22 protein-coding genes and 1 riboswitch are annotated in these 21,021 nt (G+C 70.0%); of the genes, 9 read left to right on the forward strand and 13 right to left on the reverse strand.

Annotated elements, in window-relative coordinates; translation table 11 throughout:
- Positions 1–47 precede the first annotated feature (47 nt).
- The 5 genes from metF to ACIBK0_RS11605 form a co-directional block, all read right to left on the reverse strand.
- A complete protein-coding gene (gene metF / locus ACIBK0_RS11585; RefSeq protein ID WP_399078203.1) occupies positions 48–971 on the reverse strand; it encodes a methylenetetrahydrofolate reductase [NAD(P)H] in 924 nt (307 codons plus the stop codon).
- A gap of 137 nt (positions 972–1,108) precedes the next feature.
- Positions 1,109–1,768, reverse strand: a complete 660-nt coding sequence (thiE, locus tag ACIBK0_RS11590) for a thiamine phosphate synthase (RefSeq protein WP_399078205.1) — start codon at positions 1,766–1,768, stop codon at positions 1,109–1,111.
- 201 nt (positions 1,769–1,969) lie between these two features.
- Complete coding sequence (locus ACIBK0_RS11595; protein WP_028803215.1) at positions 1,970–2,335, reverse strand: Rv2175c family DNA-binding protein; 366 nt, start codon at positions 2,333–2,335, stop codon at positions 1,970–1,972.
- A gap of 216 nt (positions 2,336–2,551) precedes the next feature.
- On the reverse strand, positions 2,552–3,787 hold the full coding sequence (locus ACIBK0_RS11600; protein WP_399078208.1) for an NAD(P)/FAD-dependent oxidoreductase: 1,236 nt from the start codon (positions 3,785–3,787) through the stop codon (positions 2,552–2,554).
- A gap of 86 nt (positions 3,788–3,873) precedes the next feature.
- Positions 3,874–4,215, reverse strand: coding sequence for a hypothetical protein (locus ACIBK0_RS11605; RefSeq protein ID WP_399078210.1), 342 nt, complete (start codon positions 4,213–4,215; stop codon positions 3,874–3,876).
- 52 nt (positions 4,216–4,267) lie between these two features.
- Positions 4,268–4,381, forward strand: a riboswitch (TPP riboswitch).
- On the opposite strand from ACIBK0_RS11605, the gene thiO reads away from it, so the two are divergent.
- The 6 genes from thiO (at position 4,379) to ACIBK0_RS11635 (ending at position 10,289) form a co-directional block, all read left to right on the forward strand.
- Positions 4,379–5,545 (forward strand): glycine oxidase ThiO, encoded by a 1,167-nt coding sequence (thiO, locus tag ACIBK0_RS11610; protein ID WP_399078212.1) that lies wholly within the window; start codon positions 4,379–4,381, stop codon positions 5,543–5,545. (Overlaps the previous riboswitch by 3 nt.)
- Positions 5,542–5,742, forward strand: coding sequence for a sulfur carrier protein ThiS (thiS, locus tag ACIBK0_RS11615; RefSeq protein WP_399078214.1), 201 nt, complete (start codon positions 5,542–5,544; stop codon positions 5,740–5,742). Before thiO ends, thiS begins: the two co-directional genes overlap by 4 nt.
- A gap of 3 nt (positions 5,743–5,745) precedes the next feature.
- Positions 5,746–6,540: a thiazole synthase gene (locus tag ACIBK0_RS11620; protein ID WP_399078216.1), complete on the forward strand. Its 795-nt coding sequence runs from the start codon at positions 5,746–5,748 to the stop codon at positions 6,538–6,540.
- Positions 6,541–6,775: 235 nt separating this feature from the next.
- Positions 6,776–8,719: a Stk1 family PASTA domain-containing Ser/Thr kinase gene (pknB, locus tag ACIBK0_RS11625; protein ID WP_399078218.1), complete on the forward strand. Its 1,944-nt coding sequence runs from the start codon at positions 6,776–6,778 to the stop codon at positions 8,717–8,719.
- Positions 8,720–8,815: 96 nt separating this feature from the next.
- Entirely contained in the window at positions 8,816–9,691 is an 876-nt protein-coding gene (locus ACIBK0_RS11630; protein ID WP_399078220.1) for a deoxyribonuclease IV, read from the forward strand.
- Positions 9,692–9,773: 82 nt separating this feature from the next.
- Positions 9,774–10,289, forward strand: a complete 516-nt coding sequence (locus tag ACIBK0_RS11635; RefSeq protein ID WP_399078222.1) for a DUF4396 domain-containing protein — start codon at positions 9,774–9,776, stop codon at positions 10,287–10,289.
- Between the two features lie 19 nt (positions 10,290–10,308).
- Here ACIBK0_RS11635 and ACIBK0_RS11640 read toward each other — a convergent pair whose 3' ends face one another.
- On the reverse strand, positions 10,309–10,941 hold the full coding sequence (locus ACIBK0_RS11640) for a sulfite oxidase-like oxidoreductase (RefSeq protein WP_399078224.1): 633 nt from the start codon (positions 10,939–10,941) through the stop codon (positions 10,309–10,311).
- 155 nt (positions 10,942–11,096) lie between these two features.
- Here ACIBK0_RS11640 and bfr point away from each other — a divergent pair, with 155 nt between their 5' ends.
- Positions 11,097–11,576, forward strand: a complete 480-nt coding sequence (bfr, locus tag ACIBK0_RS11645; protein WP_399078226.1) for a bacterioferritin — start codon at positions 11,097–11,099, stop codon at positions 11,574–11,576.
- Here the strand turns inward: bfr and ACIBK0_RS11650 are convergent.
- The 3 genes from ACIBK0_RS11650 to ACIBK0_RS11660 all read right to left on the reverse strand — a co-directional run bounded on the left by ACIBK0_RS11650 (position 11,573) and on the right by ACIBK0_RS11660 (position 14,709).
- Positions 11,573–11,815 (reverse strand): bacterioferritin-associated ferredoxin, encoded by a 243-nt coding sequence (locus ACIBK0_RS11650; protein WP_399078687.1) that lies wholly within the window; start codon positions 11,813–11,815, stop codon positions 11,573–11,575. The two genes, bfr and ACIBK0_RS11650, sit on opposite strands and share 4 nt — an antisense overlap.
- A gap of 168 nt (positions 11,816–11,983) precedes the next feature.
- Complete coding sequence (locus ACIBK0_RS11655; RefSeq protein WP_399078228.1) at positions 11,984–13,336, reverse strand: class II 3-deoxy-7-phosphoheptulonate synthase; 1,353 nt, start codon at positions 13,334–13,336, stop codon at positions 11,984–11,986.
- 131 nt (positions 13,337–13,467) lie between these two features.
- Complete coding sequence (locus ACIBK0_RS11660) at positions 13,468–14,709, reverse strand: glycoside hydrolase domain-containing protein (protein ID WP_399078230.1); 1,242 nt, start codon at positions 14,707–14,709, stop codon at positions 13,468–13,470.
- An 87-nt stretch (positions 14,710–14,796) separates the two neighbouring features.
- On the opposite strand from ACIBK0_RS11660, the gene ACIBK0_RS11665 reads away from it, so the two are divergent.
- Together ACIBK0_RS11665 and ACIBK0_RS11670 are read left to right on the forward strand one after the other, a co-directional pair.
- The gene (locus ACIBK0_RS11665) at positions 14,797–14,853 is read left to right on the forward strand and encodes a trp operon leader peptide (protein WP_076973970.1); all 57 of its coding nucleotides are present in this window, start codon (positions 14,797–14,799) and stop codon (positions 14,851–14,853) included.
- 94 nt (positions 14,854–14,947) lie between these two features.
- Positions 14,948–16,828 (forward strand): anthranilate synthase family protein, encoded by a 1,881-nt coding sequence (locus tag ACIBK0_RS11670; protein WP_399078232.1) that lies wholly within the window; start codon positions 14,948–14,950, stop codon positions 16,826–16,828.
- Here the strand turns inward: ACIBK0_RS11670 and ACIBK0_RS11675 are convergent.
- The 4 genes from ACIBK0_RS11675 to macS all read right to left on the reverse strand — a co-directional run bounded on the left by ACIBK0_RS11675 (position 16,780) and on the right by macS (position 21,004).
- Positions 16,780–17,775 (reverse strand): 2-hydroxyacid dehydrogenase, encoded by a 996-nt coding sequence (locus ACIBK0_RS11675; RefSeq protein ID WP_399078234.1) that lies wholly within the window; start codon positions 17,773–17,775, stop codon positions 16,780–16,782. The two genes, ACIBK0_RS11670 and ACIBK0_RS11675, sit on opposite strands and share 49 nt — an antisense overlap.
- 71 nt (positions 17,776–17,846) lie before the next feature.
- Positions 17,847–18,875: a 6-phosphofructokinase gene (locus tag ACIBK0_RS11680; RefSeq protein WP_399078236.1), complete on the reverse strand. Its 1,029-nt coding sequence runs from the start codon at positions 18,873–18,875 to the stop codon at positions 17,847–17,849.
- 143 nt (positions 18,876–19,018) lie between these two features.
- Positions 19,019–19,720: a response regulator gene (locus ACIBK0_RS11685; protein ID WP_399078238.1), complete on the reverse strand. Its 702-nt coding sequence runs from the start codon at positions 19,718–19,720 to the stop codon at positions 19,019–19,021.
- A gap of 66 nt (positions 19,721–19,786) precedes the next feature.
- Positions 19,787–21,004, reverse strand: a complete 1,218-nt coding sequence (gene macS, locus ACIBK0_RS11690) for a MacS family sensor histidine kinase (RefSeq protein WP_399078241.1) — start codon at positions 21,002–21,004, stop codon at positions 19,787–19,789.
- Positions 21,005–21,021 lie beyond the last annotated feature (17 nt).

Raw genomic sequence — 21,021 nt, forward strand, 5'->3', positions numbered from 1 at the left:
TCTCCCAGTGGCCGCTACGCAGTCTGTCGTACGCGGGTGCGACCGGTCTAGGCCTGCTGTGGGTGGTGCAGGCCCAGATTCTCGTAGATTTCCAGCGTCGCCGTGGAGTTGTTCAGCGTAATGAAGTGCAATCCGGGGACTCCCTCGGCCAGCAGCCTCGCGCAGAACTCCGTCGCGAACTCAATGCCAATGGAGCGTACAGCCGCCGGATCGTCTTTGGCTGTGAGGATCCGTTCTTTCAGGGCGTCAGGGAACGAAGCGTTGCTGAGCTTCGGGAGCCGCTCCAGCATCTTCACGCTCGTCACCGGCATGACCTCGGGGATCACCGGGGTTTCGCAGCCGGCCGACGCGACGCGGTCGCGCAGGCGCAGATACGACTCCGGGTGGAAGAACATCTGCGTGATCGCGTAGTCGGCGCCGGCACGGCACTTGTCGACGAAGCGCGCAACGTCCAGGTCCCATTCGGCGGACCGAGGGTGCATCTCCGGGAAGGCCGCGACGCCGACGCAGAAGTCGCCCGACTCCTTGATGAGTCGCACGAGTTCGGCCGCGTAGGTCAGGCCCCGCGGGTGCGGGACCCACTCGCCCATGGGATCGCCGGGCGGATCGCCGCGGACCGCGAGCATGTTGCGGATACCGGCGTCCGCGTACTGGCCGATGATGTTGCGCAGTTCGGCGATGGAGTGGTTGACCGCGGTCAGGTGGGCGACCGGGGTGAGCGTCGTGTCGACGACGATCTGCTGGGTCTCCTTGACCGTGCCCGCACGCGTGGAGCCGCCGGCCCCATAGGTCACGGAGACGAAGTCGGGAGCGACGGCCTCGACCCGGCGAAGGGCGTTCCACAGGTTCCGCTCGCCCTTGGGGGTCTTCGGCGCGGAGAACTCGAACGAGTACGTCTTCTTGCCGGTCGCGAGCATGTCGCGCACGGTGCGTGCGCGATCAGTCCTGGTGGAAGCAGATCCGAGGGCCATACCCGCAGGTTAGCCAGGGGGCGCCGGTCCCCCAACCGAACCGATGAGATTTGTCCGCTTTGTCGACTTCTTGTCCACCCCTCGGACATTTATCGGACGGCGGAGCGGGACGGTTGCTCCGCACGACCACCGGATGACTATGCGTGACGAAGCCGCTTCGCGAACTCTGCCGCCGCCGCGCCCGGGTCGTCCGCCTCGGTGATCGCCCGTACGACGACGACACGCCGGGCACCCGCCTCCAGCACCTCGTCGAGGTTGCCGAGGTCGATACCGCCGATGGCGAACCAGGGACGGTCGGTGCCCAGCGAGGCCGTGTAACGGACCAGGTCGAGCCCGGGTGCGTGGCGGCCCGGCTTGGTGGGGGTGGGCCAGCAGGGGCCGGTGCAGAAGTAGTCCACGCCCTCCTGGACGGCGGCGGCCGCGGCCTCGGACTCGGCGTGGGTGGAGCGGCCGATCAGGACGTCGTCGCCGAGGACGGCGCGGGCCGCGGGGACCGGGAGGTCGCCCTGGCCCAGATGCAGTACGTCGGCGCCGATCGCGTGGGCGACGTCCGCCCGGTCGTTGACCGCGAGGAGCCTGCCGTGGCGTGCGCAGGCGTCCGCGAAGACCTGGAGGTGTTCCAGCTCCTCGGCCGCCTCCATGCCCTTGTCGCGCAGCTGCACGATGTCGACCCCGCCCTCCAGGACGGCGTCCAGGAACTCGGCGAGGTCGCCCTGGCGCTTGCGAGCGTCCGTGCACAGGTAGACGCGGGCGTCGGCGAGCTGGGCGCGTGCGATGGTGGCGGCGTTCTCGGGCATGCGTATATCCCCCGTTGTCGGTGCGTACGGACCACGGCGGCCGCGTGGCCTTTCGGCGCGTACGGACCACGGTGGTCCGGTGGCTTTTCGGCGCGTACGGACCGCAGTGGTCCCGTGGCCTTTCGGCGCGTCCGGACCACGATGATCCGGTGGCTGTTCGGCCGGTGACCGCCGTGGTCCGTACGCCGGACGGTTGTCAGGTCAGACGGCGAGCGCCTGGGCGCGGCGCTTCACCTCCGTGCCGCGATTCTCGCTGAGAGCCTGCGCGGGTGTGCCGGGCAGGGTCGGGTCGGGGGTGAAGAGCCACTCGAGCATCTCTTCGTCGGTGAAGCCGTCGTCCCGCAGGAGCGTCAGGGTGCCGGACAGGCCCTTGACGACCTTGTCCCCGTCGATGAAGGCGGCGGGGACGTGCAGCGCGCGGTTCTCACCACGGCGTACGGCGATCAGCTGGCCCTCCTTGACCAGCTGCCGGACGCGGGTCACCTCGACGCCGAGCTGTTCGGCGATGTCGGGGAGGGTGAGCCAGGCGGGGACGAGAGCATCGATCTTTGCGTCAATCTCGGTCACGGGACAAGCCTGCCATCCCGGACTGACACTCGGTACCCGAGTCCCGCCGGAGCCGGGGTCCCGCGCTCCTGCGATCGGGTGGGTTTCCGCCGCTCGGCACTGCCGGAAACACCACCGGAATCCGCGGTCGGGGCGCCCCGCCGTCCAGCGGTCGCGCCGAAACGTCCTCCGGCTCCGCCGAATCGGGGGTTCCTCCGGCGGCTGAAGAGGGGTCGGCTACGCCGCCGTCGCCGCCTTCAGCGGTTTCGACGGGTCCACCAGAAGTTCCGGGTTCATCGGGGTGCCCGCCTCGATGAGCCGGCGGCCCTGGGCCAGATCCCTCGGTCGGCCCACCGCCAGGAGGGCGACCAGGCGCGTGTCGCGGAGCCAGCAGACCGTCCAGGCGGGCGCGGAGGGGTCACCGCGCCAGAGGGTCGTGTCGGCGGGGGCGTGGTGGCCCACGTACTGGACGAAACGGCCGAACTGCTCGGACCAGAAGTACGGGACGGGGTCGTACGCGGCGGGAGCCTCGCCGATGATGTTCGCGGCGACCGTGCGCGGACCCTGGAGGGCGTTGTCCCAGTGGTGGACCAGCAGGCGGTTCTCATACCTTCCCGACGGGAAGGAGGCGCAGTCACCGACCGCGTAGACGTCCGGTACGGAGGTGCGCAGGTGGTCGTCGGCCACCACCTCGCGGTGGGCGCCGAGCGCGATGCCGGAGCCGGCCAGCCAGGCGGTCGCGGGGCGCGCGCCGATGCCGACGACCACGGCGCCCGCGGGAACGCGGGAACCGTCGTCCAGCACCACCGCGCCGGGCTCGATGCGCTCCACGCGCGCGTGCGTACGCAGGGACGCCCCGCTGCTCGCGTACCAGGCCGCCATCGGCGCCGCCACCTCGGCGGGCAGCGCGCCGGCGAGTGGCCGGTCGGCGGCCTCGACGACCGTCACCGCGCACCCCGCCTCGCGCGCCGCCGTGGCGAACTCGGCGCCGATCCAGCCGGCCCCGACGACCACGATGTCGTGCTGCTGCGCGAGGACGGGACGAAGCCGCTCGGCGTCGTCCAGGGTGCGCAGCAGATGGACCCCGGGCACTCCCTCCGCGCCCGGCAGCTGAATCGGTTCCGCGCCGGTCGCGACGACCAGGACGTCGTACGGCACGGGCCCGGTGGCAGTGTCCAGCTCATGGTCCTCGGGGCGCAGGCCGAGCGCCTCGCGTCCGAGCTGCAGTTCGATGTCCAGTGCCTCGAAGTCGACATCGAAGGCGGAGCCCTCGGCCTTGCCGAGCAGGACGGCTTTGGACAGCGGTGGCCGGTCGTACGGCTGATGGGGCTCCGCGCCGATCAGCGTCACACTGCCGGTGAAGCCCTGTTCGCGCAGGGCGACCGCGGTCTGCACGCCGGCCATGCCCGCGCCCACGACGACGACTCGCCGTGCCGTACGCCCCTGCGACTGCGCCTGCGTCTGCTCGCTCACCTGATCACCATAGACAACTGACAATTTGTCAGTCAGGGGACGTGCTCAGTGACCTGTTGCACAGTGCACGTCCACTCCTCCCACGCTCATTCGTCCACTTCTTCCACCACGCTCGTCCCGCTGCCCGTCTGCGACTCCCATTCCCAGGTCTCCTCCAGGCGTACCCGCCCGTCGGCCAGCTCGACCACGCGGGACACGCAGTGCCCCGACGAGGTGCCGCCGTCGCGCTTCAGCTGCACATACCGGAAGTCGAGGCGGTCCCTCTCACGAGTACCCACGAGATGCCCGCGTACGACATCGCCACCCGCGTACTCGGCCCAGATCTCGCCGTCCTTCTCGTGGTACGTGAACCGGGTGCGGGTACCCACCTGACCTGGCGCCTGGTCTGCGACCGGGGCGAGGACGAGGCCGTCGAGCGAGCGGGGCATGGGCGGAGGCTCCCTTACTGAGACAGGTGGCGGCGGGCTAGGGTGGCCAACGTAAAGCACTCGCGGGAGCCCGGACGCACCGGGCTGAGAGGGAGGCTGGGACGGCCTCCGACCGTACGAACCTGATCCGGGTCATGCCGGCGAAGGGAGGGGCTGGACGCCCATGTCGCCTACGCGTACGTCAGACGTCCTCGTCATCGGGGGCGGAATCATCGGGCTGGTGACGGCCTGGCGGGCCGCGCAACGCGGGTTCACGACCGCCGTGGTGGATCCCGAACCGGGCGGCGGAGCGGCCCAGGTCGCGGCCGGGATGCTCGCCGCCGTCACCGAACTGCACTACGGCGAGCAGACCCTGCTGGGCCTCAACCTCGCCTCCGCGCGCCGCTATCCGGACTTCGCCGCCGAGCTCACCGAGGCGACGGGCCAGGACCTCGGCTACCGCCAGTGCGGCACGCTGGCCGTCGCGCTGGACGCCGATGACCGCGCGCATCTGCGGGAACTGCACACCCTGCAACGGCAGTCGGGGCTCGACTCGGAGTGGCTGAGCGGGCGCGAGTGCCGCCGTCTGGAGCCGATGCTCGCACCCGGCGTACGCGGTGGTCTGCGGGTCGACGGCGACCATCAGATCGATCCGCGCCGGCTCGCCAAGGCCCTGGTCACGGCGTGCGAGCGGGCCGGGGTGGTGTTCCACCGGACCTGGGCGGAGCGGCTGAGCGTCGTAGGGGGCCGGGCCGCCGGAGTCGTCACCACGGACGGCACCGAGCCGGCCGCCGGTCAGGTCGTGCTCGCCGGAGGCAGTCTCAGCGGTCGTCTGGCGGGCGTCCCCGACGACGTACTGCCGCCCGTGCGGCCGGTGAAGGGGCAGGTACTGCGGCTGACCGTGCCGAACCGGTACGCGCCCTTCCTGAACCGAACCGTCCGCGCCGTCGTGCGCGGAAGCCAGGTCTATCTGGTGCCGCGCGAGAACGGCGAACTCGTCGTGGGCGCGACCAGCGAGGAGCTGGGCTGGGACACGACGGTGACCGCGGGCGGCGTGTACGAGCTGCTGCGCGACGCCCATGAGCTGGTGCCGGGGATCACCGAGCTGCCGCTCACGGAGACCCGGGCGGGGCTGCGCCCCGGCTCCCCCGACAACGCTCCGCTCCTCGGACCGACCGCGCTGGACGGCCTCCTCCTCGCCACCGGGCACTACCGCAACGGGGTGCTCCTCACGCCCGTCACCGGTGACGCCATGGCGCACGTCCTGACCACCGGTGAACTCCCCGACGTGGCCCGCCCCTTCACCCCCCGGCGCTTCGGCGCCGCCGCCCTCACGGAGCAGCCCGCATGAACATCTTCGTCAACGGAGAGCGGCAGCAGATCACCACGGGGACCGCTCTCGACACGCTCGTCGCGACCCTCACCGCCGCCCCGTCCGGCGTGGCCGCCGCGCTCAACGAAACCGTCGTCCCGCGCACTCAGTGGTCGTCCACCGCCCTGTCCGAGGGAGACCGCGTCGAAGTCCTCACCGCCGTGCAGGGAGGCTGACCCATGGCCGACGATCCGTTTGTCCTCGCTGGTACGTCCTTCTCGTCCCGGCTGATCATGGGCACGGGCGGTGCGCCCAGCCTCGATGTGCTGGAGCGCGCGCTGGTGGCCTCCGGAACGGAGCTGACGACGGTCGCTATGCGGCGCGTGGACGCGTCCGTGCACGGCTCGGTTCTGTCCGTGCTCGACAAGCTCGGCATCCGCGTGCTGCCGAACACGGCGGGCTGTTTCACCGCGGGCGAGGCCGTGCTGACCGCTCGTCTCGCGCGTGAGGCCCTGGGCACGGACCTGGTCAAGCTCGAGGTCATCGCCGACGAGCGCACGCTGCTGCCCGACCCGATCGAGCTGCTCGACGCCGCGGAGACGCTCGTCGACGAGGGGTTCATCGTGTTGCCGTACACGAACGACGACCCCGTCCTGGCGCGGAAGCTGGAGGACGTCGGCTGCGCCGCCATCATGCCGCTCGGCTCGCCCATCGGGTCCGGGCTGGGGATCCGGAACCCGCACAACTTCCAGTTGATCGTGGAGCACGCGCGCGTGCCGGTGATTCTGGACGCGGGGGCCGGCACGGCGTCCGATGCGGCGCTCGCGATGGAGCTGGGGTGTGCGGGTGTGATGCTTGCCTCAGCGGTGACGCGGGCGCAGGAGCCTGTCCTGATGGCGGAGGCCATGAAGCACGCGGTGGACGCGGGGCGGCTCGCCCGCCGTGCGGGGCGGATTCCTAGGCGGCACTTCGCCGAGGCGTCGTCTCCTGCGGAGGGCTTGGCCAGCTTGGATCCGGAGAGGCCCGCCTTCTGAGTGCCCGCCGCGGCGGGTACTCCTCCCACCCACGCACCCCCGTTTCCGGTTGGCTGGGAAGTGCGGGTCTCCGCAGGGCGATCTCGCCCTGGTCGTCTGCGGCCGAGCCCGCGGCAGCGGGCCTCTCCTCGGCATCCGTGCACGCGTGCGATGTGCGTCACAGGTCGGCTGCAGTCGCGCTCCGGTATCGGCTGAACGGGGCGGCGTGACAGTGGCGGCTCGTACACTCACCTGCGTGGATACGACCCTTCACGACCCGCTTGTCGGGCAGGTGCTCGACGGCCGCTATCGCGTTGACGCACGGATCGCGGTCGGCGGGATGGCCACGGTCTACAGGGCCCTGGACACCCGCCTGGACCGCGTGCTCGCGCTCAAGGTGATGCACCCGACGCTGGCCGCCGACGGCTCGTTCGTCGAGCGTTTCATCCGCGAGGCCAAGTCGGTGGCCCGGCTCGCGCACCCCAATGTGGTGCAGGTCTTCGACCAGGGGGCGGACGGGTCGTACGTCTATCTGGCCATGGAGTACATCGCCGGGTGCACCCTGCGCGACGTACTGCGCGACCGCGGCGCCCTGCAGCCGCGGGCCGCGCTCGACATCCTGGAGCCGGTGCTCGCCGCCCTCGGCGCCGCGCACCGCGCCGGGTTCGTGCACCGCGACATGAAGCCGGAGAACGTCCTCATAGGGGACGACGGCCGGGTCAAGGTGGCGGACTTCGGTCTCGTACGGGCCGTGGACACCGTGACGAACACGACGGGGACCGTCCTCGGCACCGTTTCGTATCTCGCCCCCGAGCAGATCGAGCACGGCACCGCCGACACCCGCGTCGACGTCTACGCGTGCGGGGTCGTCCTCTACGAAATGCTCACCGGCGACAAGCCGCACTCCGGGGACTCCCCCGCCCAGGTGCTCTACCAGCATCTGCACGCGGACGTCCCGCCGCCGTCGGCCGCGGTGCCGGGGCTGGCCTACGAGCTCGACGAGCTGGTCACCACGGCGACCGCCCGCAATCCCGAGGTGCGCCCGCACGACGCGGTGGCGCTGCTCGGCCTGGCGCTGGAGGCGCGCGCCCAGCTCACCGTCGAGCAGCTGGACGCCGTCCCGCCGGGCGCCCTCGCCCTGGGCCACGACAATGCCGAGGACCGTACGAGTGTGATCCCGCGCTCGCTGTCCGTGCCGCGACTGCTGCCGGTGAACGAGGACGACGAGGACGCCGCCCTCAACCGGACCAGCCGGTTCGAGCAGACCAGTCGGTTCGAGTCCGGCCCGACCGCTCCGTCCCGGCGTGCCACGCGACCCCGGCGCACGATGCTGGCGATCGTCGCCGCCGTCGTGCTGGCGCTGGGCCTCGGCGCCGGCGTCTGGTACATCAACTCCGGCCAGTTCACCAAGGTCCCGCCGATCCTCGCGAAGACCCAGGCCGAGGCCAAGGACCGGTTGACGCAGGCCGGGCTCGACGTCGGTCAGGTCAAGCACCAGTACAGCGACACCGTGAAGCGCGGCACCGTCATCAGCACCGACCCCGAGGTCGGCGCCCGGATCCGTGACAACGACTCGGTGACGCTGACCATCTCCGACGGCCCGGAGACGGTGAAGGTGCCCGATCTCAAGGGCTTCGCCCTGTTCAAGGCGAAGGATGTGCTGAAGGGCGATGGCCTCGCCGCGGGCATGGTCACCCGGGAGTTCAATGAGGACGTGCCCAAGGGCTTTGTGATCAGTACGGACCCGCAAGCGGGGACCAAGCGCCGCGCGGGTTCGGCCATCGCACTCGTCGTCAGCAAGGGCAGCCCGGTGGAGGTGCCCGAGGTCACCGGCTCGTCGGTGGAGGACGCCACGGCGGAGCTCGAGGACTCGGGTCTGAAGGTGAAGATCTCCTCGGAGCGGGTCAATTCGGAGTTCGACAAGGGCCAGATCGCCGGGCAGTCGCCGGCGCCGGGTCGCGAGGCCGCCGCCGGCGACACGGTGACGCTGACGGTCTCCAAGGGCCCCGAGATGGTCGAGGTCCCGGATGTCGTGGGCGACAGCGTGGACGACGCGAAGAAGGCGCTGGAGAACGCCGGGTTCAAGGTCAACGAGGACCGCGGCCTGCTCGGGCTCTTCGGGGACCACGTCAAGAGTCAGTCGGTGGAGGGTGGCGAGACGGCGCCCAAGGGGTCGACGATCACCATCGAGATCCGCTGAGTCTGTGATTCTTCACGGCTTCGAGGTCCGCCGAGTCCGAGGGATTCACGGCCTTGAGGTCCGCCGACGGAGCCCCCTGGCGCACGTGACACCCTGATGGGTGTGACCAGCAAGCAGCTCCGCAACCCCGTCGGCGGCCATGTCCCGGTGGCCGGCGGCCTTGACTCCGTCGGCCTCTCCTACGCCCGCGATCTCCGGGCCGAGACCGTCCAGGTCTTCGTCGCCAACCCACGCGGCTGGGCGACGCCCGCCGGAAACCCGAAGCAGGACGAGGCGTTCCGCGCGGCCTGCGCCGCCGGGTCGATCCCCGCGTACGTCCATGCCCCGTATCTGATCAACTTCGGCTCGCACACCGAGGCGACGGTCGAGAAGTCGGTGGAGTCACTGCGGCACTCGCTGCGGCGCGGGCGGGAGATCGGCGCCCTGGGTGTGGTCGTGCACACGGGAAGCGCCACGGGCGGCCGGGAGCGGTCCGTCGCCCTCAAGCAGGTGCGTGGGTACATGCTGCCGCTGCTGGACGAGTTGACCCATGACGACGACCCGTACCTCCTGCTGGAGTCGACGGCCGGCCAAGGCGCCTCCCTGTGCTCCCGGACCTGGGACTTCGGGCCGTACTTCGAGGCGCTCGACGCCCACCCCAAGCTGGGCGTCTGCCTCGACACGTGCCACATCTTCGCGGCCGGCCACGACCTCACCGGGCCGAGCGGGATGCATCAAACCCTCGACCTGCTGGTGGACACGGTCGGCGAGGGCCGGCTCAAGCTGATCCACGCCAATGATTCCAAGGATGTGGTCGGCGCCCACAAGGACCGCCACGAGAACATCGGCTCCGGCCACATCGGCGAGGACCCGTTCCGTGCGTTGATGACCCACCCCGCCACCGAGGGCGTACCCCTGATCATCGAGACGCCCGGCGGCAAGGAGGGGCACGCGGCGGATGTCGAGCGCCTGAAGAAACTGCGCGACGGCTGACCCCGTTGAGGAATACCCCCAGGGGGTATACGGTTCCTGTCTTGTACGAGACAGGAACCGCCATCCGGCGTTGGGGGTCAGCATGGAGCACGACACGCACGCGCAGCACGACACACACCCGCAGCACGAGGTACACGCACACACCCATGACACGGGCGGCAAGGTCGCCTGGTCCATGGCGGCCCAGGCCACTCTGCACTGCCTCACCGGCTGCGCCATCGGCGAGGTGCTGGGCATGGTGATCGGCACCGCGTTCGGCTGGGGCAACGCGCCGACGATGGTCCTGGCGATCGTGCTCGCGTTCGTCTTCGGCTACTCGCTCACGCTGCGCGGAGTGCTCAAGGCCGGCGTCGACTTCGGGACGGCGTTCCGGGTCGCGCTCGCCGCGGACACTCTGTCCATCGCGGTGATGGAGCTGATCGACAACGGCGTGATCGCTCTGTGGCCGGACGCGATGGACGCACAGTTGGCCGACCTGCTGTTCTGGGGCGCCCTGGCCATCTCACTGGCCATCGCCTTCGTGGTCACGACGCCCGTCAACAAGTGGATGATCGGCCGCGGCAAGGGACACGCGGTGGTGCACCAGTACCACCACTGACCGGCGGCCGTAGCAGGAGTCAGAGCTCGGGGCCGTCCCCGGGCTCCTCCTGGTAGGAGTAGCGCTGCTCGCGCCAGGGGTCGCCGACGTTGTGGTAGCCGCGCTCCTCCCAGAAGCCACGGCGATCGGCCGTCATGTACTCGACGCCACGCACCCACTTGGGGCCCTTCCAGGCGTAGAGGTGCGGCACGATGAGGCGAAGTGGGAAGCCGTGCTCCGCCGTCAGCAGCTCGCCATCCTTGTGCGTCGCGAAGATGGTGCGGTCCGAGGCGAAGTCCGACAGACGGAGGTTGGAGCTGAATCCGTACTCGGCCCAGACCATGACATGGGTGACGGTGGGCGCGGGCGGGGCGATCTCCAGGATCGTACGAGCGGGGATGCCACCCCATTCGGCCCCGAGCATGCTGAACTTCGTGACGCAGTGCAGATCGGCCACGACGGAGGCATACGGCAGGGCCGTGAACTCCTCATGCGTCCAGCAGTGCTTCTCGCCGTCGGCGGTGGCACCGAAGACCCTGAACTCCCAGCGTTCGGGGCGGAACTTGGGTACGGGCCCGTAGTGCGTGACCGGCCAGCCTCGCTGAAGTCGCTGCCCCGGCGGAAGCTCCGACTGCGCCGCTTCTCCAGATTCACGCTCCACCGGCTGACCCATGACTCCATCCTGACAGACCCGGGACAGTGCACATGACCAGCCCTGGTCGGAATCGGACAACTCCCACTAAGCATGCACTTACTGGACGACCTTCTGTGCCGGTGCGAAGATGCGGCCCAATCTGCCCAGTCCCCCGCTTGGAAGGAGCCTCTGCGATGCAGGGCGACCCCGAGATCATCGAATTCCTCAACGAGCAGCTGACCGGCGAGCTGACGGCGATCAACCAGTACTTCCTGCACGCGAAGATGCAGGAGAACTTCGGCTGGACGAAGCTCGCGAAATACACCCGCCACGAGTCGTTCGACGAGATGAAGCACGCGGAGGTGCTCACCGACCGGATCCTCTTCCTGGAGGGCCTGCCGAACTACCAGCGGCTGTTCCACGTCCGGGTGGGGCAGACCGTCACCGAGATGTTCCAGGCCGACCGGCAGGTGGAGGTCGAGGCGATCGACCGCCTCAAGCGCGGAATCGAGGTGATGCGCACGAAGGGCGACATCACGTCCGCGAACATCTTCGAGTCGATCCTCGCGGACGAGGAGCACCACATCGACTATCTGGACACGCAGCTGGAACTGATCGAGAAGCTCGGCGAGGCGCTGTACATCGCGCAGGTGATCGAGCAGCCGGAGAGCTAGGCGGCTTCATCCAGAGACGCGGACACCCGCACCTCGGAGAGCACCGGCCTGCCCTCATCAGCCAGCTCACGGCGCGGGCACGCACCCCGGCCCAGCAGAGCCTGAATCCGGCGGACGCACGACCCGCAGTCCGTGCCCGCCTTGCACGCCGACGCTATCTGGCGAGGGGTGCAGGCACCGTCCTCCGCGTGCTTCTTCACCTGCGCCTCGGTGACACCGAAGCAGTTGCAGACGTACACGCGGTCCACCTCCCGACGGGATTTCCAGGTCACGCCATCCCGATGATCGGTGAGGCTAACCTAACCTTACCCGTCTCTCAGGAACCGCAAAAGTGCGAGGGGGCGCGGATCGTATGTGATCCGCGCCCCACTTCACATGCCGTAACAGCCCAAACGGCTGTTGATCCGCTACTGGTCCCGGTACATCTCGGCGACCAGGAACGCCAGGTCGAGGGACTGGCTGCGGTTCAGGCGCGGGTCGCAGGCCGTCTCGTAGCGCTGGTGCAGATCGTCGACGAAGATCTCGTCGCCGCCGCCCACGCACTCGGTGACGTCGTCACCGGTGAGCTCGACATGGATGCCGCCCGGGTGCGTCCCCAGACCCTTGTGGACCTCGAAGAAGCCCTTGACCTCGTCGAGCACATCGTCGAAGCGGCGGGTCTTGTGGCCCGAGGCCGCCTCGAAGGTGTTGCCGTGCATCGGGTCGGTCACCCAGGCCACGGTCGCACCGGAGGCGGTGACCTTCTCGACCAGCTCGGGCAGCTTGTCGCGGACCTTGTCCGCGCCCATCCGCACGATGAAGGTGAGGCGGCCCGGCTCGCGCTCCGGGTCGAGGCGGTCGATGTACTGCAGCGCGTCCTCGGCCGTGGTCGTCGGGCCCAGCTTGATCCCGATCGGGTTGCGGATCTTCGAGGCGAACTCGATGTGCGCGCCGTCCAGCTGACGGGTGCGCTCACCGATCCACACCATGTGGCCCGAGACGTCGTACAGATGGCCCGTACGCGAGTCGACCCTGGTCAGCGCCGACTCGTAGTCGAGGAGCAGTGCCTCGTGGGAGGAGTAGAACTCGACGGTCTTGAACTCCTCCGGGTCGGTCCCGCAGGCCCGCATGAAGTTCATCGCGTTGTCGATCTCGCGCGCCAACTGCTCGTAGCGCTGGCCGGAGGGCGACGACTTCACGAAGTCCTGGTTCCAGGCGTGCACCTGGCGCAGGTCGGCGTAGCCGCCGGTGGTGAAGGCGCGCACCAGGTTGAGCGTGGAGGCGGACGCGTTGTACATCCGCTTCAGGCGCTCGGGGTCCGGGATGCGGGCCCCTTCGGTGAAGTCGAAGCCGTTGACGGAGTCGCCGCGGTAGGTCGGCAGGGTCACGCCGTCGCGGGTCTCGGTCGGCTTGGAGCGCGGCTTGGAGTACTGGCCGGCGATACGGCCGACCTTCACGACCGGCACCGAGGCGGCGTACGTGAGCACGGCGCCCATCTGGAGCAGGGTCTTGAGCTTGTTACGGATGTGGTCGGCGGACACGGCGTCGAAGGCCTCGGCGCAGTCGCCACCCTGGAGGAGGAACGCCTCGCCCTTGGCGACGGCTCCCATCCGGGCACGCAGCTGGTCGCACTCGCCCGCGAAGACGAGCGGCGGATACGACTCGAGGTCCGCGATCACATCGCGCAGAGCCTCGGCATCGGGGTACTCGGGCTGCTGCGCCGCGGGCAGGTTTCGCCAGGTGTTGCCAGCGCTTGCGCTGGACTTAGCGTTCACGGTCACCTCCACAACATTACGGGGTCGTGTCGGGCGTCCCTTCACGTGCTCATCAATTGAGACGCGGCGCGCTCGATCGGGGACGCTCCGAGCGGCCGTGCGACAGGTCTTCGCGGCCGCCCGGAGCGGGGATCGGGCTAGTCCACGTCGAGCCGGTCGCGGTCGATGGAGATCGTCACGTCGCCGTGGGTCTCGGTCCTGTCGCCCAGGTACTGGTGGATGCGCTGGTGCTTCGCCCACTGGCTCGCGGGGATGGACGAGTCGGCGGTCGTCGACCGGCCGTCCCAGCGGGCGAAGTGGATCACGTCGGGCAGGGTGACGCGGCTCTTGTTGGCCACCAGGTCGGTGACCAGGGACGAGGTGTTGCCGTACGCGCCGGAGCGGTAGCCGAGCTTGTGCAGCCGCTTCGTGTAGGCGTCGAGGTAGCCCAGCACCTGGCTGGTCAAGGAGCCTCCGGGGGTGTAGTTCTCCAGGTCGTCGTAGATCACCGTGCCCTTGCCGAAGCCCAGCGCGGTCGCCTGCTTGGCCGCGTCGTCGGCGGCCTCGGTGCCCTCCGGCACGGGGTCGGTGATCGCCGCGCAGCCGCCCCCGCAGCTGCCTCCGTCGGAGGTGGGCTGCCGGCCGACGTACAGCGGGAAGAACCGCCAGCCGTTCGCGTACTGCTTGCGCAGCCAGCCGGCGGTGAGGTGGGTCTGGGCGCAGGCGCGGTTGATCCCGCCGATGTAGACGCCGACGGCTCCGTAGTCGGAGTCGTCCCGCCAGGCGTCCATCGCCGACTGACCGGGCGCGGTGCAGGCGTCGAAGCCCTCGCCCCGGAAGGAGGTCGCGTCGGCGGGGAGGGCGGCCGCCTCGGGCGCCCCGGCGGTCGGCCCTTTCTGCGCGGCGGCGACGGGCAGACCCGCCTTGCCCAGGATGTCCTGGATCTTCGTACGGTCCTCCCCGTACGTGGCGGTCACGATGATCCCGTCGGCGGTGACCCGGTACGTCCCCGCTGTGCGGTTCTCGGTGACGGTGCTGCCACCGCCGGAGCCGGGCTGGATGAGGAGCGCCTCGGTGCGTCCGGTGGCTCCCGCCGGGCAGTTCTGCTGGTCGCCGGGCGTGCCGAGATACAGGGCGTGCCGGTCGAACCGGACACAGGCATCGGGATCTTTGTCCAGGTCCACGACCTGCCAGGAGGCGGGGACGGTGAACTCGTGGCCGCGGTACGCGACCGTGATGGTGTCGTCGGACTCGATGGCGTCGGCGGGGCCGAGCGCGCCGGCGGCAAGGACCGCGGCCGCGGCGAGCACCGTGAGCGTACGGGCGCCGCCTCGGCGGAACTGGGGTGAACGTGCTGCGTGGATGGCTCTCTCCTCGGTCGGGTTTCCTGGCCATGCCATCCATGGCCGGTGACCGATCGGTAGGAACGCGGCGCGGGAATGGTTCACGCTGTTGCCCGGCCCCCGACGTCGGGTAAGGTGCGGCGCATGTTCGCGCACTCGATCCAGAACTGGTGGTGGACCGCTCATCCGGCGGCCCACTGACTGCGCGTACGCAAGACTTCGCGAAGGCCGCCCGAGGGGCGGCCTTCGGTGTTTCCGGAGCCCGTTCCTCTCCGAGTGAGAAGGAACAGGACCGATGAACCTGCTCGACCTCCTGGACGATCCCCGTCCGTTCGCCCTGCTGCGCCGCCGCACCCCCGGCCACGACCATGACGTGGTCGAGGTGCTGCTCGGCCCGGTCACCCCTCACGAGCGCCTCGCCGACATCCCCGACGAGGGCCTCGCGCTCATCCCCTATCGCCAGATCCGGGAGCGCGGCTTCGACGTCCGTGACGACGGCACGCCCCTCGCGGTGCTCACCCCCGAGGAGACGTACGAACTGCCCCTGAAGCAGGCGCTGTCCCAGCTGCCGTCGCACGAGGTGCGCGTCGACGGCGGGGGCTTCGACGTCGCCGATGAGGAGTACGCCGGAATCGTCGGGCGGGTGCTGCGCGAGGAGATCGGGCGGGGCGAGGGCGCGAACTTCGTGATCCGGCGTACGTACGACGGAGAGATCCCGGGGTTCGGGCGGGCCGACGCCCTCGCCCTGTTCCGCCGGCTCCTCGTCGGTGAGCGGGGCGCGTACTGGACGTTCGTCGTGCACACCGGGGACCGGACGCTGGTCGGCGCGAGTCCGGAGGTGCACGTCCGGATGTCCGGCGGAACCGTCGTGATGAACCCGATCAGCGGCACGTACCGCTACCCGGCAACGGGCCCGACCCCCGAAGATCTGCTCGCCTTCCTTGCCGACGGAAAGGAGATCGAGGAGCTGTCGATGGTGGTCGACGAGGAGCTCAAGATGATGTGCACGGTCGGCGACATGGGCGGGGTGGTCATCGGTCCGCGGCTGAAGGAGATGGCCCATCTCGCGCACACCGAGTACGAGTTGCGTGGGCGCTCCTCACTGGATGTGCGCGAGGTGCTGAAGGAGACCATGTTCGCGGCGACCGTCACCGGGTCGCCGGTGCAGAACGCGTGCCGGGTGATCGAGCGGCACGAGATCGGTGGGCGGGGCTACTACGCGGGTGCGCTGGCCCTCGTGGGACGGGATGCGGGTGGGGCGCAGACGCTCGACTCCCCCATCCTCATCCGCACCGCCGACATCGACGCGGACGGGCGGCTGCGGGTGCCGGTGGGCGCCACGCTCGTACGGGGATCGGATCCGGCGAGCGAGGTCGCCGAGACCCATGCGAAGGCGGCGGGGGTGCTGGCGGCGCTGGGAGTCGTGGAGACCAGGCCCCGCGAGGAGCGTGTACGGCCGAAGCTGGGCGACGACCCGCGTGTGCAGGCGGCGCTCGACGGACGGCGGGCCTCGCTCGCGCCGTTCTGGCTGCGTATGCAGGAGCGGGCCGACTCGCTGCGGGGACATGCCCTGGTCGTGGACGGCGAGGACACCTTCACGGCGATGCTCGCGCATGTGCTGCGGTCGAGTGGGCTGGAGGTGACGGTTCGGCGCTACGACGAGCCGGGGCTTCGGAAGGCGGTTCTCGCGCACGAGGGGCCGGTCGTGCTGGGGCCCGGACCCGGTGACCCTTCGGACGTGACCGATCCGAAGATGCGGTTCCTGCGGGAGCTCACCGCCGAGGTGATCCGCGGTCACCGCCACGGTGTGCTCGGCGTCTGCCTCGGCCATGAGCTGATCGCGGCCGAGCTGGGCCTGGAGATCGTCCGCAAGGAAGTCCCGTACCAGGGCGCGCAGACCGGGATCGACCTCTTCGGGCGGATGGAGACCGTCGGCTTCTACAACAGCTTCGTGGCGCGCTGCGACGAGGAGACTCTAGGGGAGTTGTCCGCGCACGGTGTCGAGGTCAGCCGCAGCGACAGCGGCGAGGTGCACGCGATGCGCGGTCCTGGGTTCGCGGGGGTCCAGTTCCACCCGGAGTCGGTGCTGACGCTGAACGGCGCGGCTGTCGTCAGCGAGTTGATCGGTCAGCTGCGGGGCACCAGCACGTTGTCCGAGCGGCGGCCCGCCGTGTAGTCGAGCACGTTCTTCACCGTGGCGTCGACGATCTGGCCGACGGCGTCCTCGGTGTAGTAGGCCTGGTGGGACGTGACCAGGACGTTCGGGAAGGTGACGAGGCGGGCCAGGGTGTCGTCCTCGATGGCCTCCAGGGACTTGTCGAGGAAGAAGAGGCCCGCCTCCGCCTCGTACACGTCGAGACCGACGCCCGTGAAGCGGCCCTCGCGCAGCTCGGCGACGAGGGCCTTGGTGTCGATCAGGCCGCCGCGGCTGGAGTTCACCAGGATCGCGTCGTCCTTCATCGCGCGCAGCGCGGCGGCGTCGATCAGGCGCTGGGTCTGCGGCATCAACGGGACGTGCAGGCTGATCAGGTCGGACTCGGCGAGGAGCTGGTCCTTGGGGACGTACTTCATGCCGAGTTCGACGCAGGCCGGGTTCTCGGCGACGTCCCAGCCCAGCAGGCGCATGCCGAAGCCGTGGGCGATCCGGGTGAACGCCTCGCCGATCTTGCCGGTGCCTAGGACACCCGCGGTGCGACCGTGCATGTCGCGGCCCATCAGGCCGTCGAGGCGGAAGTCGAAGTCGCGGGTGCGGGTGGCCGCGCGCACGATACGCCGGTTGACGGCCATGCCGAGGGTCCAGGCGAACTCCGCGACGGAGTACGGCGAGTAGTACGAGACCCGGGCGACCGTCATGCCGAGGCGCTCGGCGACCTCGAGGTCGATGTTGTTGAAGCCGGTGGAGCGCTGGGCGACCAACTGCGTGCCGCCGACGGCCAGGGTCTGCAGGACGCGGTGGCCGAGGCCGCAGTTGACGCTGGTGGAGATGGCCTCGTGGCCGGCCGCGATCAGAGCGGTGTCCTCGTTCAGGAAGACGTCGAGACAGTGGACCTCGTGGTGGCCCGCGAAGGACTTCTCGAGCAGGGGCTTCTCGTCGGCCTGGACGCCGAAGGCGAGGATCTCCATGCTTCCTCCCGATCTGCGGGGTCATGGGCCGAATATACGGCCCACAACCCCGGTGCGCCGGGCCGGTGCGGTCAGCCGAAGAAGACCCCGACCTCCTCGTAGAGCTTGGGGTCGACCGTCTTCAGCTTGGCCGTGGCCTCCGCGATCGGGACGCGGACGATGTCCGTGCCGCGCAGGGCGACCATCTTGCCGAAGTCGCCATCGTGGACGGCGTCGATGGCGTGCAGCCCGAAGCGGGTGGCGAGCCAGCGGTCGAAGGCACTGGGGGTGCCGCCGCGCTGGATGTGCCCGAGGACCGTGGTGCGGGCCTCCTTGCCGGTGCGCTTCTCGATCTCCTTGGCCAGCCACTCGCCGACCCCGGAGAGGCGGACATGCCCGAAGGAGTCGAGGGACTCGTCCTTGAGGACCATGTCGCCGTCCTTGGGCATCGCCCCCTCGGCGACGACCACGATCGGCGCGTACGAGGCCTTGAACCGCGAGGTCACCCAGGCGCACACCCGGTCGACGTCGAAGCGCTGCTCGGGGATGAGGATGACGTTGGCGCCGCCGGCCAGACCCGAGTGGATGGCGATCCAGCCCGCGTGCCGGCCCATCACCTCGCAGACGAGGACGCGCATGTGCGACTCGGCGGTGGTGTGCAGGCGGTCGATCGCCTCGGTCGCGATGCCGACGGCGGTGTCGAAACCGAAGGTGTAGTCGGTGGCGGACAGGTCGTTGTCGATGGTCTTCGGTACGCCGACGACGGGGATGCCGTACTCGTCGGTGAGGCGGGCGGCGACACCGAGCGTGTCCTCGCCGCCGATCGCGATGAGCGCCTCCACCTCCTGCTTGGCGAGGGTCTCCTTGATCCGGCGGATGCCGTTCTCCTGCTTGAGCGGATTGGTGCGCGAGGAGCCGAGAATCGTGCCGCCGCGGGGCAGGATGCCGCGCACGGCAGGGATGTCGAGCCGAACGATGTCGCCTTCCAGTGGTCCGCGCCAGCCGTCCCGGAAGCCGACGAAGTCATAGCCGTACTCCTGCACGCCCTTGCGGACAATGCCCCGGATGACGGCGTTGAGCCCGGGGCAGTCGCCGCCTCCGGTCAGTACTCCGACCCGCATGGAAAGTCCCTTCGCCAAGGTTGCCTGTTGGACTCACGCTAATAGTGATGCAGGTCACTTCGGCATGGTGCGGAAGGTCAATTCCGGTGAATTGTGCGGGTGTTGATCACTCGCCTTCACTCGAAGGTGTGGGTGCGTCAGGTTTACGCCTCGTCAAGGCCGCGTTCTATGGCGTACCGCACCAGCTCCACGCGGTTGTGGAGCTGCAGCTTGCCCAGGGTGTTCTGCACATGGTTCTGGACCGTGCGGTGGGAGATGACGAGGCGCTCGGCTATCTGCTTGTAGCTCAGACCCTTGGCGACCAGCCGGAGCACCTCGGTCTCGCGATCGGTGAGTTGCGGGGCCTTGGGCTCGTCCACCCCCGCGGCGGGGGCCGGTTCGGAGGCCAGCCGGCGGTACTCGCCGAGCACCAGACCCGCGAGGCCCGGGGTGAACACCGGGTCGCCGACCGCCGTACGGCGCACCGCGTCGATCAGCTCGTCCGTGGACGCCGACTTGAGCAGATAGCCGGTGGCGCCGGACTTCACCGCCTCCAGGACGTCGGCGTGCTCGCCGCTGGCCGACAGGACGAGGACGCGCAGCGCCGGGTTGGCGCCGACCAGTTCCTTGCAGACCTGGACGCCGGGCTTGGCCGGCAGGTTCAGGTCGAGCACGAGGACGTCGGGCGCGGCGGCCTGGGCGCGGCGCACGGCCTGCTCACCGTCGCCCGCGGTGGCGACCACGTCGAAGCCCGCCTCGGCCAGGTCGCGGGCGACGGCGTCGCGCCACATGGGGTGGTCGTCGACCACCATCACCTTGATCGGACCCTGCCGCCGCACGTCCTTGGTCTCCGCCGTTCCCGTCATCGCTGCTCCGCCGTCTTCGTCATCGCCGCCGGCGTCGTCCTCGTCATCGCCATCCCGCCGTCTGCGTCATCGTCGTTCCGCCTTCCCCCGTGAAACCTTCGGTACCTTCAGCTCGACTTCCGTGCCCTGGCCCGGGACCGAGACCAGCTCGGCCGTGCCGCCCAGGTCGCGCAGCCGACCCCGGATCGACTGGGCGACCCCGAGCCGCCCCTCGCCCTCGGCCTGGGCGAGCCGACCCTCCGGGATGCCGGGGCCGTCGTCGCGGACGGTCACGATCACGGCGTCCGGTTCGTCCTCCACGAGGATCCAGGCCCTGGCGTCGGCCCCGGCGTGCTTGCGGACATTGTCCAGGGCGGCACCGACAGCGGCGGCCAGCTCCTTGGCGGCGGCGGGGGCGAGCGGCACGGGCGCGCCGGGCTCGGAGAGAGTCACGCGTGCGGTGGCGTACGGGGCGAGCAGTGAGCGCAGGTCGAGGGGGCCTTCTTCGTCGTCCGGTTCGTCGACGGCTCGTACGACGGCACCGAGCGCGGCGTCCTCCGACACCCGGGAGACGGGCACCAGGCCGCCCGAGACCAGCGTGCGCAGCGCCACCTCCTGCTCGCCGGCCATCCGGCCCAGCTCCGCCGCCTCGCCGCCGAGCGCGGACGCGCGCCGCTGCACCATGGCGAGGACCTGGAGGACGCCGTCGTGGATGTCGCGGGCCAGCCGCTCCCGTTCGCGGGTGGCGGCCTCGATCTCCAGGGCGCGAGCGAGGGTGCGCTCGGAGGCGCGGGCGACCTCGACGACGTATCCGATGGCGATGGAGGCGACCCAGACCAGGATCACGTTGTGGACGGTGTCGCGGGTCGGGGCACCGCGCTCGACGATGTTGACGGCCGCGACCAGCGTGGAGGCGAAGGCAGCCCAGCGCCATCCGCCCTTGATCGCGAAGGCCAGGACGGATCCCGCGGTCCATATCGACGGCAGGGTCGGACCGCCGGCTTCGATCCGCGAGGAGGCGTCGGCGACCCGGGTGAGCAGGATGCCGGCGAGCGCGATGGTGAGGTCGGCGGTGAGGAACCGCTTGGTGCAACTCGCCGCGTTCGCGACCCTGGGGAGGGTCGCGAGCGTCCACACGAACAACAGCGCGTAGAACGCGATGGCCACCCAGGGGCGGGCGAACTTGTCGTACGCGGTGGCGAAGAGACCGATCGCATACAGCATGGTCAGGACGCGGTAGGCGGTGAGCGCACGCCACAGCGGCTGCTCGACCGACATCCTCATCACACGCTCGCGCTTGGCCATCTCCCCCACCCCACCCC

This window comes from Streptomyces sp. NPDC050564, from assembly GCF_044457265.1.
Taxonomy (GTDB): domain Bacteria; phylum Actinomycetota; class Actinomycetes; order Streptomycetales; family Streptomycetaceae; genus Streptomyces.